General features: G+C 74.1%; 15 protein-coding genes and 1 tRNA gene. 7 read left to right on the forward strand and 9 right to left on the reverse strand.

The features are described from left to right. Positions 1–23: 23 nt before the first annotated feature. Complete coding sequence (gene rsmI / locus GKC29_RS00805; protein WP_370463379.1) at positions 24–863, reverse strand: 16S rRNA (cytidine(1402)-2'-O)-methyltransferase; 840 nt, start codon at positions 861–863, stop codon at positions 24–26. Between the two features lie 92 nt (positions 864–955). On the opposite strand from rsmI, the gene GKC29_RS00810 reads away from it, so the two are divergent. The 3 genes from GKC29_RS00810 (at position 956) to GKC29_RS00820 (ending at position 4,143) form a co-directional block, all read left to right on the forward strand. After that, complete coding sequence (locus GKC29_RS00810) at positions 956–2,644, forward strand: dolichyl-phosphate-mannose--protein mannosyltransferase (RefSeq protein WP_155328988.1); 1,689 nt, start codon at positions 956–958, stop codon at positions 2,642–2,644. Positions 2,645–3,093: 449 nt separating this feature from the next. Continuing rightward, complete coding sequence (locus tag GKC29_RS00815) at positions 3,094–3,747, forward strand: HNH endonuclease family protein (protein ID WP_155328989.1); 654 nt, start codon at positions 3,094–3,096, stop codon at positions 3,745–3,747. An 18-nt stretch (positions 3,748–3,765) separates the two neighbouring features. Next, a complete protein-coding gene (locus tag GKC29_RS00820) occupies positions 3,766–4,143 on the forward strand; it encodes an MmcQ/YjbR family DNA-binding protein (RefSeq protein ID WP_155328990.1) in 378 nt (125 codons plus the stop codon). Positions 4,144–4,211: 68 nt separating this feature from the next. Here the strand turns inward: GKC29_RS00820 and GKC29_RS00825 are convergent, their stop codons facing one another. Then, positions 4,212–4,457, reverse strand: coding sequence for a hypothetical protein (locus GKC29_RS00825; RefSeq protein ID WP_230688866.1), 246 nt, complete (start codon positions 4,455–4,457; stop codon positions 4,212–4,214). Positions 4,458–4,695: 238 nt separating this feature from the next. On the opposite strand from GKC29_RS00825, the gene GKC29_RS00830 reads away from it, so the two are divergent. Next, the gene (locus GKC29_RS00830; protein WP_155328992.1) at positions 4,696–5,352 is read left to right on the forward strand and encodes a 4'-phosphopantetheinyl transferase; all 657 of its coding nucleotides are present in this window, start codon (positions 4,696–4,698) and stop codon (positions 5,350–5,352) included. An 8-nt stretch (positions 5,353–5,360) separates the two neighbouring features. On the opposite strand, the gene GKC29_RS00835 is transcribed toward GKC29_RS00830, so the two are convergent. Then, on the reverse strand, positions 5,361–5,840 hold the full coding sequence (locus GKC29_RS00835; protein WP_155328993.1) for a molybdenum cofactor biosysynthesis protein: 480 nt from the start codon (positions 5,838–5,840) through the stop codon (positions 5,361–5,363). A 206-nt stretch (positions 5,841–6,046) separates the two neighbouring features. Here GKC29_RS00835 and GKC29_RS00840 point away from each other — a divergent pair, with 206 nt between their 5' ends. The 3 genes from GKC29_RS00840 (at position 6,047) to GKC29_RS00850 (ending at position 7,322) form a co-directional block, all read left to right on the forward strand. Next, a complete protein-coding gene (locus GKC29_RS00840) occupies positions 6,047–6,238 on the forward strand; it encodes a general stress protein CsbD (protein ID WP_155328994.1) in 192 nt (63 codons plus the stop codon). 143 nt (positions 6,239–6,381) lie between these two features. Then, positions 6,382–6,612, forward strand: a complete 231-nt coding sequence (locus GKC29_RS00845) for a DUF2188 domain-containing protein (protein WP_155328995.1) — start codon at positions 6,382–6,384, stop codon at positions 6,610–6,612. Between the two features lie 92 nt (positions 6,613–6,704). Next, positions 6,705–7,322, forward strand: a complete 618-nt coding sequence (locus GKC29_RS00850; RefSeq protein ID WP_155328996.1) for a DUF6461 domain-containing protein — start codon at positions 6,705–6,707, stop codon at positions 7,320–7,322. Between the two features lie 130 nt (positions 7,323–7,452). On the opposite strand, the gene GKC29_RS00855 is transcribed toward GKC29_RS00850, so the two are convergent. The 6 genes from GKC29_RS00855 to GKC29_RS00880 all read right to left on the reverse strand — a co-directional run bounded on the left by GKC29_RS00855 (position 7,453) and on the right by GKC29_RS00880 (position 13,973). Continuing rightward, positions 7,453–7,526: transfer RNA gene (locus tag GKC29_RS00855), tRNA-Ala, on the reverse strand. A 296-nt stretch (positions 7,527–7,822) separates the two neighbouring features. After that, positions 7,823–8,626: a hypothetical protein gene (locus GKC29_RS00860; protein WP_196255777.1), complete on the reverse strand. Its 804-nt coding sequence runs from the start codon at positions 8,624–8,626 to the stop codon at positions 7,823–7,825. A 178-nt stretch (positions 8,627–8,804) separates the two neighbouring features. Next, positions 8,805–9,452 carry a GNAT family N-acetyltransferase gene (locus GKC29_RS00865; protein WP_155328998.1) on the reverse strand — a complete coding sequence of 216 codons (648 nt, stop codon included), beginning with the start codon at positions 9,450–9,452 and terminating at the stop codon, positions 8,805–8,807. A gap of 43 nt (positions 9,453–9,495) precedes the next feature. Beyond that, positions 9,496–10,809 (reverse strand): gephyrin-like molybdotransferase Glp, encoded by a 1,314-nt coding sequence (gene glp, locus GKC29_RS00870; protein ID WP_155328999.1) that lies wholly within the window; start codon positions 10,807–10,809, stop codon positions 9,496–9,498. Continuing rightward, the gene (locus GKC29_RS00875) at positions 10,806–11,762 is read right to left on the reverse strand and encodes a UTP--glucose-1-phosphate uridylyltransferase (protein ID WP_155329000.1); all 957 of its coding nucleotides are present in this window, start codon (positions 11,760–11,762) and stop codon (positions 10,806–10,808) included. The genes glp and GKC29_RS00875 overlap by 4 nt, the downstream gene beginning before the upstream one ends. A 9-nt stretch (positions 11,763–11,771) precedes the next feature. Next, positions 11,772–13,973, reverse strand: coding sequence for a diguanylate cyclase (locus tag GKC29_RS00880; RefSeq protein ID WP_155329001.1), 2,202 nt, complete (start codon positions 13,971–13,973; stop codon positions 11,772–11,774). Positions 13,974–14,009: the final 36 nt, after the last annotated feature.

Consider the following 14,009-nt stretch of genomic DNA (forward strand, 5'->3'; position numbering starts at 1 on the left):
CTGAAGGGTCCCTTCCTTGCACCTCAGCGGTGGACCACGTCGTAGACCTCGCGGCGGCGCAGGCCGTACTCGGCGGCGACCTCGGTGACCGCGTCGCGGCGGGACCTGCCGGCCGCCTCCCGCTCGGCGACCGCGGCGCGCAGCGTGTCGTCGTCCGGCCGCTCGGCGGCGGCCGGCGGCGCACCGGCCACCACCAGCGTGATCTCGCCGCGGGGCTCCCCCTCGGCGGCCCACTCGGCCAACTGGCCCAGCGGGCGTCGGAGCACCTCCTCGTACGTCTTGGTCAGTTCGCGGCACAGCGCGGCCGGCCGGTCGGCCCCGAACGCGGCGGCGAAATCGGCGAGAGCGCCGGTGATCCGGTGCGGCGCCTCGAAGAAGACCAGGGTCCGCTCCTCGGTGGCGAGCGCGCGGAGCCGGGACCGCCGGGCGGCGGGGGTACGCGGCAGGAAGCCCTCGAAGCAGAACCGGTCGCTGGGCAGCCCGGAGAGGGCCAGCGCCGTGGTGACCGCGCTGGGACCGGGTGCGGCGGTGACCGGAACCCCGGCGTCCAGCGCCGCCCGGACCAGCCGGTACCCCGGGTCCGACACGCTCGGCATGCCCCCGTCGGTCACGAGGGCGACCACGTACCCGGCGGCGAGCACGTCGACCAGTTCCGGCGTACGCCGCTCCTCGTTGCCCTCGAAGTACGAGACGATCCGCCCGGGCACGGTCACGTCCAGGTCTCGGGCGAGTCGGGTGAGCCGCCGGGTGTCCTCGGCGGCCACCACGTCGGCGGCGGCGAGCACCTCGCGGAAGCGCGCGGACGCGTCGGCCGGGTTCCCGAGCGGCGCGCCGAGGAGGATCAGGCGTCCGGGATCGGACATTTCTCCCACGAATGGTGCTCCTTCATCGACGGCGGTAGGGATTGTGGAGACGACGGCCGCCACCGGCCACCTTGGCAGCCTACGATCGCGGGGTGACTCAGGCGTCGACAGCGCACCCCGCCGGCCAAGCCGAGCCGGAGCACGCGGTTCCCGAGGACCGGGACCGGCCTCCCGGCGACCGCAGCGGCGGCCTCTCCGGCGTGGTCCGGCGCCGGCTCGCCACCGTCGACGCCCACCTCGACGGGCGGTCCTGGCTGGCGACCGCGGTGATCGTCGCGATCGCGGCGATCCTGCGTTTCCTCAATCTCAGCCACCCGCCGGGCAAGGTCTTCGACGAGGTCTACTACGCCCGCGACGCGTGGGGGCTGGTCGACAAGGGCGTCGAGTGGAACTACAAGGACGGCGGCCCGTCGTACGTGGTCCACCCGCCGCTGGGCAAGTGGCTGATCGGGCTCGGCGAGTGGGCCTTCGGGTACTCCGACGCCGAGCACGGCGTCTCGGCCGCCGGCCACCTGGTCACCACCGCCCCGGAGTTCGCCTGGCGGTTCTCGGCGGCGCTGGTCGGGACGCTGTCCGTGCTGCTGCTGGTACGGATCGCGCGGCGACTGTTCCGGTCGACCGTGCTGGCCTGCGCCGCCGGCCTGCTGCTCGCCCTCGACGGGTTCCACCTGGTGCTGTCGCGCACCGCGCTGCTCGACATCTTCCTGCTCTTCTTCGTGCTGGCCACCTTCGGCGCGCTGGTGCTCGACCGGGACGCCCGCCGGCGGCGCTGGGCCCGGGCGCTGGAGGCCGGGCTCGACCCGAGCCGGCCCGGTCGCGCCGGCCGGCCCCCGGGTGGCTGGCGGAACTGGCCGTGGTGGCGGCTGGCGGCCGGGGTGCTGTTCGGCTGCGCCTGCGCCGTGAAGTGGAGCGCCCTGTACTTCCTGCCGGCGTTCGCGCTCCTGGTGATCCTCTGGGAGGTCGGTGTCCGCCGCTCCGCCGGCGCACGGCGGCCCTGGCGGGACACCGTGCTGGACGAGGCACCCTGGCTGGTGCTGGCCGGGCTGCTGATGGTGGTCACCTACGTGGCCACCTGGTCCGGCTGGCTGCTGGGCGACGAGGGCTACTACCGGGTGGTCGACGCGCAGCGGTGGCCGAACGCCCCGCTGAGCGACACCCCGGTGATCGGGGCGCTCGCCAACCTGATCGAGTACCACAAGGCCGCGTACGGCTTCCACGCCCAGCTGGACGACCCCCACAAGTACCAGTCGTGGCCGTGGCAGTGGCTGCTGCTGGGCCGGCCGGTCGCCTTCTACTGGTCCGGTGACGGGTCCTGCGGGGCGGCGAGCTGCGCCTCCGAGGTCCTGCTGCTCGGCACTCCCCTGCTCTGGTGGTCGTTCCTGCCGGCCCTGGTCGCGCTGGCCTGGCTGGGTCTGGCCCGGCGGGACTGGCGGGCCGGGGCGATCCTGCTCTGCGTGGCCGCCGGTCTGCTGCCGTGGTTCTGGTTCGCCGTCGACGGCGGGCGCACGATGTTCTCCTTCTACACCGCGCCGACGCTGCCGTTCCTGGTGCTGGCGGTGACGTACGTGCTGGGCGCGATCGTCGGCCCGCCGGACCCGCCCGGGGACGCCGCGGCACGGGAGGCCAGCCGCGACCGCCGGCTCGTCGGCGGGGTCATCGTCGGGGCGTACGTGCTGCTGGTCGCGCTCTGCTTCGCGTACTTCCATCCGCTCTTCGTCGGCGAGACGATCCCGTACGCCGACTGGTCCGACCGGATGTGGCTGGACGGCCGCTGGATTTGATCTGCGTCGGTGTCGTGGCGGCGGCCGGCTGCCGCCACGACACCGACGGCCGGATGACGGAAAGGGCCCGCACGCAGCGCGTGCGGGCCCTTTCGACATAGATGCGCGCCCCGATCGCCTGCCACGGGGGAAGCGGGCGATTGGAGCGCGCAGTGAGAGCTTAACCAGCCCGGAGCAGCGGCACAACGGGTCGACTCGGGTCAGATTTCCGACCGGAGCCACGCCGGACAGTTGGTTTACATCCGACAGCTGACGGTCCGTCAGCCAATGGGGACGTTACGAGACGGTTAACGGTAGACCGGCGTGAATCGGACCGATCGGCCGAGGTGCAGCGGATTCCCGCAGCGTATCGACGGATTTAACATCCTCGTCATCCCCCGTGGGGTCCACCGGCACCCGGCACGACTGCACTGTCGGCCGACCCCCCGACCGATCGGATGGAGTACGCGATGACCCGCACCCTCCGCTGGTTCGGTGGCCTCCTGGCCGCCGCCACTCTCTCGACCCTCGGCCTCGCCGCTCCGGCGCGCGCGGCGACGATCTCGGTGCCGCTGCGCACCCTCGTCGCCGACCTGCCCGTCGCCTCCGAGGTGCGCACCGGATACTCCCGTGACCTGTTCCCGCACTGGATCGACGCCGACGGGGACGGCTGCAACACCCGGTACGAGGTGCTGATCGCCGAGGCCACCACCAAGCCCTCGGTCGGCTCCGGCTGCTACCTCTCCGGCGGTCGCTGGTACTCCTACTACGACGCCGCCTACTGGACCAACCCGTCGGACCTCGACATCGACCACCTGGTGCCGCTCGCCGAGGCGTGGGACTCGGGGGCCCGCAACTGGACCACCTCCCGCCGGCAGTCGTTCGCCAACGACCTCGGCGACGCCCGCTCGCTGGTGGCGGTGACCGACAACGTCAACCAGGCCAAGGGTGACCAGGACCCGGCGACCTGGCTGCCGACGTACGAGCGGTGCCGCTACGTCCGCGAGTGGGCGGCGGTGAAGACCCGCTGGCGGCTGACCGTGGACAGCGGCGAGAAGAACACGCTGACCAGCGTTGCCAACTCCTGCTCGAACGTTACGGTCACCGTGACCCACGCGTACTGACCGAGAGGGGCGAGGCGGATGAGCCCGCTGGAGCGCGTACGCGCAATCTGCCTCGCCCTGCCCGAGGTCACCGAGCGGCCCAGCCACGGCTCGCCGACCTGGTTCGTCCGGGGAAAGAGCGTCTTCGTCACGCTGCACGCCGACGGCCACCACGCCAACGACTTCCCGCACCTGTGGTGCGCCGCCCCGCCGGGCGCCCAGGAGGCCCTGACCGCCGCCGAGCCCGGCCGCTTCTTCCGGCCGCCCTATGTGGGCGGTCGCGGTTGGCTCGGCGTACGCCTGGACGGGCCGGTGGACTGGCCGGAGATCGCCGAGCTGTGCGAGGACGCGTACCGGGTGATCGCCCCACGCCGCCTCGTCGCCCTGCTCGACGGCGGCGCGACCGACCGGCGGTGAACGGGTGACCGTCGGGCGCTGAGCACGCCGGCGTCGCCCGCTCCGGCGTCACCGCCGTGGGGGCGCGATCAGCTGGTCCTGGGTTGCCGGGGCAGCCAGCCGATGAACCGCTCCTGCAGCGACGCACCGGCCGGCGACGGCAGATCCTGGGTGGCGGCGGCGAGGCAGGACCCGAGGTAGACGGTGAGCATGGCGCGATCCAGCCGGTACTCCCGCAGCAGGAGGTCGCGCTTCGGCTCGCACGGCCAGTCGGCGCCACAGGTCCCGCAGGTCCACTCCGGGGCGGACGGGGCATGTTCTCCCGTCGTGGACAACGGGGGTTCCGCAGCACCGGTCATCGCGCTACCTCTCGCAGCTCGCACCTCGACCCGGTTCAGGCCAGTCACGGTCGACAGTGGATGGCCACCGGGGTGTCGGCCCTACAGCGTCGTGAAACGCCCAGACGTTACATGACTGCGGTACGTTGATCGACCATGGTCGTCGACACGCTGACGGTGCACCGGGCACCTGCCGGGCGGGCACCCGTCGCGTCGTACCCCTCGAGGAACCCGGATGCGTGACCTGGTTCCACCGGCGGTCGCGGTCGTGGTGGCCGACCTCGCGGACTGGACGGGCGCCCTGCTGCCGGCCGAGCTGGCCTGCCTCGGCGAACGGGCGGTGGAGAGCCGGCGGCGTGACTTCACCGCCGGCCGGGTCTGCGCCCGGCGCGCCATCGCCGCGCTGGGCCTGCCGCCGATCGCGGTGCCGGCCGCCGCCGACCGCGCGCCGGTCTGGCCGGCCGGGGTGGTCGGCGCGATCACCCACACCCGCGGCTACTGCGCCGCCGCGGTGGCCCGCGCCGCGGAGGTCCGGTCCGTCGGCCTCGACGCCGAGCAGCACAAGGACCTCAACCCGGGGGTACGCCGGGCGATCCTCCTCGGCGAGGAGGAGGACCACCTGGCGCGGCTGCCGGGGGGTGTTTCCTGGCCGGCGGTCGTGTTCAGCGCCAAGGAGACGGTCTACAAGGTGTGGAACCCGATGGTCGGCACCTGGCTGGACTTCCACGACGCGCACGTGCAGCTCGACCCGGAGGCCGGGACGTTCACCGCCCGCATCGCCCCCGCCCGGGTGGCCGCCGCCCCGGTGGCCGACCCGCCGACCGTCATCACCGGCCGCTTCGCCGTCGAGCCGGCGCTGGTGCGTACCGCAGCCGTCCTCCTTCCGGAGTAACCGCCCCTTCACCCGGTGTGGGCGACGGCGACGGCGACCGGGCCGACGCGGAGGACGCCGTCGTCCAGGGGTGTGCAGCGGACGCCGCCCCGGCGGCGCAGCGCCCGGAACGCGCCCGCGCCGATCGCGACGTCCATCCACGCGCAGGGATTCGCCGGCCGGTTCACCTGGAGCCGGACCGGCCCGTCACCCGAGTCGAGGGTGAGCACCGAGCCGACCAGGTCGTCCACCGCGATGCCGGCGGTGAGGATGTTCCGCCGTACCTGCACCAGGTCGGCGCCCGGCGGCAGCGACTCCCGGGCGATCACCGTGACGCTCGCGTTGCGGTGCGCCGGCTTGCCGAAGTAGCGATCACCCACGATGCCCAGGCCGGCCCGGAGGTGCACCTCGTCGACGAGTTCGCCGGGCGGCGCGGGCGCCGCGCCGTCCGCCGGCCGGCCCACGTAGCGGTGCACGGGTGACGCCAGCAACTGGACGATCTCGGGCACGCCGTCGAGTCTACGAAGGGATCCCGGCACGGCCTCGGCGTTCGGCTGGAAGGCCCCCTCCGGGTCGTCGAGGCACCGGCGTCACCACCTCGCGTACCGGGTGCGCCGGGACGGACGAGGCCAGCCCGTTTCACCTCCCCGCTGACGGGGACGCCTACCACAGGGCGGGGAACTACCCTGTCCGCCGCGCCGACAGGGGAGGCGACATGAGCGTGGAGCGGGCGACCGACAACATCGAGCAACTCGCCGGCCCGGCTCGGGCCCGGATGGGCGACTTGAACCGGAACGAGCGGTCCGAGGCGGAACGGGTACGGAAACACGACGAGATCCACGGTCAGCGGCCCGGCGAGCACGTCCAGGAGGACGCCCGGGACACCCCGGACAACTTCACCACCTGATCGCTTTCTTTCTCTGGGAAGGCCGCCTCCGTGCGCGGGGGCGGCCTTCGGTCCTGACGTGGCGGCATGTGTGGACGTTTCAGGAGGCGCCCGGTTGGGGCAGATATTCGTGACCGACCATGCAGACCAGGGAGGCCACGACCATGGCTAAGGGCGACATCGACACGTACCCGCAGGACGGCCAGTGGAAGAACCGCCCCGAGGGCAACCAGCGCGCCAGCAGCGTGCACGACACCAAGGCGGAAGCGGAGGCCACCGGCCGGGAGATGGCCAAGCAGCGCGACGCCGAGCACGTGATCAAGAAGCAGGACGGCACGATCGGCGAGAAGAACACGTACCCGCGCAGCCGCGACCCCCGAGAGATCCCCGGCTGAGCCGCGCACGTACGGCAGAGGCCGTCTACCCGTGGGGAAGGCGGCCTCTGCGGTACGGGGTGGGTGTCGGTGGCTCCTGCGAAGATCCGGACATGAGCACGACCGCCTCGGACTACACGTGGTTTTCCGACCGCTTCCCCGGCCTGCTGGAGGCCTACTGCCTGACCCTGGTCAAGGGTCTGACCCCCACTGGGCTGCTGGACCGGCTGGGCGCGCGGGAGGAGTGCCGCGTGACCGGTGCCGAGAACCTGATCGAGCCGGCGTACGAGGCATGGGAGGAGCACCAGGCTGACCGGCTGTTCGTCGGCGCGACCGCGTTCGGCGACTGGGCGCTCGCCGTCGAACCCAACGGCTACCTCGGCACCCTCGACGAGGTGATCGTCCCGCTGTCGAAGGGCACCCGGCTCGTGTCCCACTTCCGCAACGTCAACGCCGTCGACCACTTCTTCTGGCTGGACGACGGGGACCTGCGGCTGCATTTCGAGCCGCTGTTTCCCGCCGGCCGGGACGGCAGCGACCCCGACGGCCTGGTGGACGTGATGCGGCAGGTCGGTTTCGACCTCAGCGAGGACGACGACGCCAGCTACGAGCTCCACACCGAGGCGGCGTTCGCCCTCGCGGAACACCTCACCGGCGTCCGGCTGACTCCGGAGCTCCTCCAGTCAGCGACATTCGTGTGCGGCGCCGCTGCCGTACCGGGCAGGTACTGATCGCGGCTCGCCCGCCCGGCTCCACCTGAGACGCCGCCGTGCCGGGACTCGTAGCAGGGGCTGCTCTACCGCCGCTGCACAGGATCGAAAAAGGCCGTCTCCCACCACGGGAAACGGCCTTTGAGCTGGGTGGAGCTGAGGGGATTTGAACCCCTGACCCCCTCGATGCGAACGAGGTGCGCTACCGGTCTGCGCCACAGCCCCTCCGCCGGCGTGCCGGCGTCGGTCCCACCCGGCATTCACCGGGCGGGCCGGCGACAAGGCTAACAGGTCACCGACCCTCCCCGCGAATCACCCCCGGCGCGCCGGGGTCACACCAAGATCCACACGACTTCCGGGAAGTTGCGGCATCCAGCGGACTCGGACACCGCACCTTCCCGGAAGTTGCGCGCTCACCCCGACCGCGACACCCCGATCTCTCGGAAGTTGCGCGCTCACCCCGACCGCGACACCCCGATCTCCCGGACGTTGCGCGCTCACCGCGGCCGGCCACCCGGCGGTCAGGCCGAGTGGGTGCCGCGGCCGGACTGGTAGGGGCGGCCGCGGAGGCCGCCCGTGCGCCGGTAGGAGACCGTGCCGCCGTTCGCCACCGCCGGCAGGTCGGCCGGCCGGTCCAGGCCCATCGCCGTACGCCGGACGGCCTCCCGCTGGGCCGCCAGCCGGCGCTGCGCCTCCCGGCGGGCCGCCGCCCGGCGGGCCTGCTCGCGACGGACCTCGGCCTGCCGGGCGGCCAGCCAGGCGGCCTCGCGGGCCTGCGCGCGCCGGCGCCGCTGGTCGGCGAGCGCGCGGGAGCGGAGGTGTACGACGTACACGATGAGGAGCGTGCCGGTGACCGCGAAGCCGATCCAGAAGCCGGGGCCCACGACCAGCACGCCGACCAACTCGACCGTGTTGAGCAGCAGCAGCGCGGCGAGCACCCGGCGGCGCCGGTAGACGGCCGGGGTGTGGTGGCGGTGGCGGGGTGGGCGACGGCGGGCGGCCCCGGAGCCGCGACCGGCCGGCGGGACCGTCCGCAGCCGGTCCGACCGACGGGACGGGCCGGGCGGGGCGGAGACGGGTGCGGAGCGGCCCCCCGAACCAGTCCCCTCACTCAGCGTGACGATGAGGGTACGCGGAGGGTTCACCGGGCGGCGACCCGGGACAGTACGACGCCGTCGGCGGCGCTGGAGCACCCGCGCCGTCGACTGCGCCCGCTCCGCCGCCAGCCGCTCGGTGGCGTCGTACCGGCGGACCAGCGCCGGCGCGAGGGCGAGCAGGCCGGCGGCGGCGAGGACGGCGAGGAGCACCGAGGTCGGCACCCTCACCCCTCCCGTCACCGAGTTCGGAGCAACCGCCACCCGACCGCAGGATCTTTCACCGATCAGCCTCGGGGGCGAGGATCGTACGGGCGGGCCGCGCTTGCCGCAGCTTGCAGTTACCTGAGGTTACGGGCGGTCGTGCCTGATGGTGACACGCCGCGCCGATCGTCACGGGTGGGACGGTTCACCCGGTTGCGGCGCGCAGCCGCTGCCAGCGGGCCAGCAACCCGCCCTCGGCGGCGACCTCCTCGCTGGTCATCGCGTACCCGATGTGGTCACGCCACGCACCGTCGATGTGCATGTAGCGCACGTGGTACGCCTCCTCGCGGAACCCCAGCTTCTCGACCACCCGGCGGGACGGCCGGTTCTCCGGGCGGATGTTGACCTCGACCCGGTGCAGCCCGCCGGGGCCGAACGCGTGGTCGACGGCGAGGGCCAGCGCGGTCGGGACGACGCCACGGCCGGCCACCCGGGAGTCCACCCAGTAGCCGGCGTAGCCGGAGCAGAACGCCCGGCGCACGATGCTGCCGATGTTGAGATGCCCGACGAGGTTCTCCCGGCCGCTTTCGCGCAGGCAGACCGCGAACGGCATGCTCTCGCCGAGGCGGGCGGAGCGGCGCTGGTCGCGGTGAACCCAGCGGAAGGCGGCGGGCGAGTTCAGCTCGTGCCAGCTGCCGGGCAGGGACGACTCCCAGGGCGCCAGCCAGGCCTCGTTGGCTCGGCGTACCTCCGACCAGGGTGCGGCGTCGGAGCGCCGGTACGGTCTCAGCAGCACCGGACCGTCCGCGAGTACGACCGGCCAGCCGGGCGTACGGCGTCCCAGAAGGCTCACCCGGCCGATCCTCCGCCGGGGACGCGGCCCAGGGCAAGCAGACTCATCGACGTCGGTCCAACAGAAGCACGTCCACCGTGGACCCGGCGGCGGCGGTGGTGACCCGCTCGCCGAGCACCATCAGGCCGTTCGCCTCGGCCAGCCCGGAGAGCGTCAGCGGCCCGCCGCGCAGCGGCTGGACCGTGTAGCCGCCGCCGCGCCGCTCGGCGACGTGCGCCGGGCGGAACTCGCGCAGCCCGGCCGGGGAGGAGATGGTCTCCAGCAGGTGCGCCCGGACGCTGGGCCGGAACACCGGCTCCGCTCCGGCGAGCAGGTTGATCGCGGGCCGGGCCAGCACCTCGAAGCCGATCAGCGCGGCACCCGGCTCGCCGGGCAGGCAGACCACCGGCACCTCCTCGGGGCCGACCGTGCCGAAGCCGAGGGCGGTGCCCGGGTAGAGCGCCACCTCGGTGAACGTCACCGGCCCCGCCCGGCTGCCCTCCCTCCGGGACAGGATCCGCCGGACCATGTCGCCCGGTCCCGTGCCGGTGCCGCCGGTGGTGATGATGAGGTCGGCGCGCAGCGTCTGGTCCTCCAGCAGGCCGCGCAGCCCCTCCGGGTCGTCGTCGCAGATGCCCACCCGGTACGCGAGTGCCCCCACCTCGGCGGCGGCGGCGGTCAGCGCGTGCGAGTTGACGTCGACGACCTGGCCGGGCTGGCTGCCCCGGCCCACCTCCACCAGTTCGTCGCCGGTGGCCACGATGACCACCCGGGGGCTGGGGCGGACCACCACGTGCCCGATGCCGGTGGCGGCGAGCACCGCCACCAGCGCCGGTGAGACGTACGTTCCGGCGCGGGCGAGCGGGGTGCCGGCGGACAGTTCCTCACCGGCCTTGCGGACGCCGTACCCCCGCTTGGGGGCGCGGTGGATCTCCACCGCGGCCATGCCTTGGTCGGTCCACTCCACCGGGACCACCACGTCCGCGCCGATCGGCAGGGGCGCCCCGGCGGCGACGGAGAAGCAGGCCCCGGGGGTGAGCCGGACCGGGCGCCAGCTCGCGGCGCCCAGGTCACCGACCACGTTGAGCCGGACGGCGCGCCCGCCCGGCGAACCGGCCTGGGCCGGGACGTAGCCCACCCCCCGGCCACCACCGGCGATGTCCTCCCAGCGCGCCGCGTACCCGTCCACCGCGGCCTGGTCGAAGGCGGGATACGAGTGCGGCGCGACGACGTCCTCGGCGAGGACGTTGCCGTACGCCTGGGTGAGGTCGAGGTCGAGCGGAGGCAGCGCGCGTAACCTGCGCAGCACACTGCCCAGGTAGTCGGCGAGCGGCGTCAACTCGTTCGCGGCCGCCTCGGCGTCGGCCGTCGCGGTCATGTATTCGGACCGCCCGACGCGTCGGAGTTGACGAACTCGGCGAGCCACTTGCGGAACTCGGCACCCAGGTCGTCGCGCTCGACGGCGATCTGCACGACGGTCTGGAGGTAACCCAGCGGCATGCCGGTGTCGTAGCGGGTGCCCCGGTAGACGATCGCGTGGACCGGCACCCCCTCGGTGCGCAGCAGCTCCATCGCGTCGGTCAGCTGGATCTCGCCGCCGCTGCCCGGCTCGGTGCGGCGGATCGCGTCGAAGATCCGGCCGGGCAGGACGTAGCGCCCGAGCACGGCGAGGTTGCTCGGGGCGTCCTCCGGCTTGGGCTTCTCCACCATGCCGGTCACCTTGACGACCTCACCGATGTCGGTCAGCTCCGCCTCGGCCGGCTCGACGGACGCGATGCCGTACCGCGTGGTCTCGGCCGGGTCGACCTCGAAGAAGGCCAGCACGACGCCGCCGGTGCGGGCCTGCAGCTCCAGCATGGCCGGCAGCAGCGGCTCGGACTGCTTGACGAACTCGTCGCCGAGCAGCACCGCGAACGGCTGGTCGCCGACGTGGGACTCGGCGTACCCGACGGCGTGCCCGAGGCCGAGCTGTTCCGGCTGCCGGCAGGTGTAGATGGCGGCCAGTTCCTCGGTCCGCTTGACGGCGGCCAGCAGCTCCGGCTTCTTCGCGAGCCGTTCCTCCAGGTCGGGGCGGCGGTCGAAGTGGTCCACCATCGACGTCTTGCCCCGCCCGGTGATCAGCAGGACGTCGCTGAGGCCGGCCTGGGTGGCCTCCTCGACGATGTACTGCAGCACCGGCCGGTCGACCACCGGGAGCAGCTCCTTGGGCACGGCCTTGGTGGCCGGCAGGAACCTGGTGGCGAGTCCGGCGGCCGGGATGACGGCCTTGACCGCGCGGGAACGACCGGTCGCGGCGGCCGTCGTTGAGGGGTTCGCTGAGTGCTCCGACATGTCGCGAGACTATCGGCCACGGCTCTGCCGTGGCGGGTGAGGACCGGAAGACGCGCCGCCGCCGGGAGCGGGCGACCCCGGCTCGGGCGCGCCGTCGACGGCCGGCAGTTCACGGTGGGCACCAGCCCGGGGCAGGCCGTCGTCCGGGGTGACCGCGCCCGCCGGTACCGGGATCTCCCGGACCGGCGGGGCGGCGCGGGCCACGGCGGCGACCCGCCACGTGTCCCGCCCGCCGGCCTTCGCCGCGTACAGCGCCTCGTCGGCGGCGTCGAGCACCTGCTGGCCGGTGCTGCCGTGGTCCGGGTAGACGGCGACGCCGATGGAGACGGTCACCGGCACCAGGATCGGCGTGTCCGACCCGTCCACGGTGATCGGCGTACCCCGGATCGCGGTGCCGAGCCGCTCCGCCACGATGGTGGCGCCGCGGGCGTCGGTCTCCGGCAGCAGCACGACGAACTCCTCACCGCCCTGCCGGAAGGCGAGGTCCACCTCGCGGATCTCGTCGCGTACCCGGCGGGCGAACTCGGCGAGCACCGTGTCCCCGGCGGTGTGCCCGTAGGTGTCGTTGACGTGTTTGAACAGGTCCAGGTCGAGGGCGAGGACGCTGAGCATCCGGCCGAACCGGCTGGCCCGCTCCACCTCCCGGCGGATCGACTCCCGCAGGTAGCGGTAGTTCCACAGGCCGGTGAGCGGGTCGGTCAGCGACAGCCGCTGGGCCTCCTCGTGCACCCGCACGTTGTCCACCGCCACGGCCGCGTGGCCGGCGAAGGTGCGCAGCGTGACCAGGTCGTCGTCGTCGAACTCGTCGCCGCCGAGCCGGTCGTAGAGGGCCAGCACACCGAGCGCGGTCGCGGGCCCGTCCACGGCGGACCGGGCGGCCGCGCCGTCGGGACGCGCGACCCCGCCCTCCCCGGGGGCCGCGAACGGCACCGCGATGTACGTGCGGCAACGCGGCTCGCCCGGCGGTACGGCGGACGGCTCCACCCGGCCGCGTCGCGGCTCCCCGGTCACCGCGACCGCACCCACCACACCGCCGCCCAGCGGCACCCGCACCGGCCCGGGCGGGTCGTCGGGGCCGGCCAACCCCTCCGTGGCCTGCGCGACCAGCGACCCGCCCGCGTCCACCAGCAGTACCGCCCCGGCCCGGGCCCCGGTGGCGGCGATCGCGCTGTGCAGGATCACCCGCAGGATGCGTTGCAGGTCGTGGGTGCTGGCCAGGGTGTCGCCCAGCACGGCCAGGTGCCCGCGCAGCTGGTCCCGGCTGCTGGTCAGGGCGGCCACGTACGTGCCCGTCTCCCGGGTCATCCGGTTGAACGCCCCGGCCAGCCGCCCGAGTTCGTCGCGGCTGCGCACCGGCACCCGCGCGGTCAGATCGCCCCGGGCGACCCGGTCGACCGCGCCCGCCAACTCCACCAGCGGCCGGGTCGTGACCCGGGCCAGCCGCCACGCGGCGGCCACCGCCAGCAGGGCGGCGAGCAGCACGGCGGTGACCAGGGCGGCGTACAGGCCGGGCGGCTGGTCGCTGGGGACGGACAGCACCAGCGGTAGCGGCTGCCCCTCGGACGGGCCGACGCGGCGCACGTACCGGCCGTCGGCGGTGCCGACGACCCGTTCGCCGTCCAGCCCGCCGGCGGCGGCGAGCACCGCGTCGCGTACCCCGGCCGACTCGGTGGTGTGGCGGAGCCGGACCGGCGACTCGGGCCCGTCCAGCAACGTGACCGCCACCCCGGTGACCGCCGCGAGCCGCGCCACGAACGCCGGGTCGACCGGCTGCGCGGCGGTGACCGTGCCCAGCGGCGCCCCGGCCGCGTCCCGCAGGTCCACCCGGGCGGCGAGGGCCCGTGGCGGCCCGGCCGCCGGGACGCCGGCCGAGCAGTCCCGCCAGGGGGTCGGCGGGGCACCCGGGGTGGCGTGGACGACACCGCCCGCGACGTCGGCGACCAGCACGGCGGCGGCCAGCCCGCGGCTGACCACCTGACCGGCCGCGGCGGCGCGGTCCTCGGTGAGGGCCACCGCGTCGGCGGCGGCGCGGAGCTGCTGACAGAGGGCGTCCACCGACGTGCGTACGGCGGCGGCGGCCACGGCGAGCCGCTCGGTGGACCGGCTGCGGTCGACCGCCGCCACGGCCGACCCCACGAAGAACGCCCCGACCAGGACCGGGCCGAGCACCACCGTCAGGAAGGCTGCGGTCAGGCGCCCGCGCAGTGTCACTCGGTCCCCCCGGAACTTCGCCGGCCGATGCTTGCG

The organism is Micromonospora sp. WMMC415, assembly GCF_009707425.1.
Lineage (GTDB): Bacteria > Actinomycetota > Actinomycetes > Mycobacteriales > Micromonosporaceae > Micromonospora.

Bases quoted from the DNA above. Each gene is read 5' to 3' on its own strand.
- rsmI (WP_370463379.1), bottom strand. From the start codon at position 863: ATGTCCGATCCCGGACGCCTGATCCTCCTCGGCGCGCCGCTCGGGAAC.
- GKC29_RS00815 (WP_155328989.1), top strand. From the start codon at position 3,094: ATGACCCGCACCCTCCGCTGGTTCGGTGGCCTCCTGGCCGCCGCCACT.
- GKC29_RS00820 (WP_155328990.1), top strand. From the start codon at position 3,766: ATGAGCCCGCTGGAGCGCGTACGCGCAATCTGCCTCGCCCTGCCCGAG.
- GKC29_RS00830 (WP_155328992.1), top strand. From the start codon at position 4,696: ATGCGTGACCTGGTTCCACCGGCGGTCGCGGTCGTGGTGGCCGACCTC.
- GKC29_RS00840 (WP_155328994.1), top strand. From the start codon at position 6,047: ATGAGCGTGGAGCGGGCGACCGACAACATCGAGCAACTCGCCGGCCCG.
- GKC29_RS00845 (WP_155328995.1), top strand. From the start codon at position 6,382: ATGGCTAAGGGCGACATCGACACGTACCCGCAGGACGGCCAGTGGAAG.
- GKC29_RS00850 (WP_155328996.1), top strand. From the start codon at position 6,705: ATGAGCACGACCGCCTCGGACTACACGTGGTTTTCCGACCGCTTCCCC.
- glp (WP_155328999.1), bottom strand. From the start codon at position 10,809: ATGACCGCGACGGCCGACGCCGAGGCGGCCGCGAACGAGTTGACGCCG.
- GKC29_RS00875 (WP_155329000.1), bottom strand. From the start codon at position 11,762: ATGTCGGAGCACTCAGCGAACCCCTCAACGACGGCCGCCGCGACCGGT.